Origin of the sequence: Vibrio sp. OPT41 (assembly GCF_015163595.1) — a bacterium.
GTDB lineage: Bacteria > Pseudomonadota > Gammaproteobacteria > Enterobacterales > Vibrionaceae > Vibrio > Vibrio alginolyticus.
On record NZ_JADDYH010000056.1, the window covers coordinates 1 to 406 of the forward strand.

The following is a 406-nucleotide window of genomic DNA, read 5'->3' on the forward strand; positions in this document are numbered from 1 at the left end:
TATAACAAGAGACTATGGCGTCAATAGTTAATTTTTGAGGCTATCTGTATCCCACATAACACCATCTCTTAGCATTGAATTTAAGATAACAACCATCTTTCTCATGCAGGCAACAATGGCAACTTTTTTCGGTTTTCCTGCCGTAAGTAGTCGTTCATAAGTTGCTCTGAAAACAGGGTTGCATTGGATAGCCGACATCATCGCCATGTACATAACGGTCCTAACTTGAGTCCGCCCTCCTTGTATCAGCCGCTTACCTTTAAAGCGGCCACTTTCTCTTGTTATCGGTGCGACACCAATGAGAGAAGAAGCTTGTTTGTTAGTGATAAAGCCCAACTCGGGTACATTACTAATTAGGGATGCCGCAAGGACTTTACCAACACCAGGCATGCTTTGGAGAATAGTA

1 protein-coding gene is annotated in these 406 nt (G+C 42.9%); it reads right to left on the bottom strand.

The genetic code is table 11. The features are described from left to right. Positions 1-27: 27 nt before the first annotated feature. On the bottom strand, positions 28-406 hold a 379-nt coding region (locus tag IQP38_RS21330), incomplete at its 5' end, for a transposase (protein WP_193838018.1).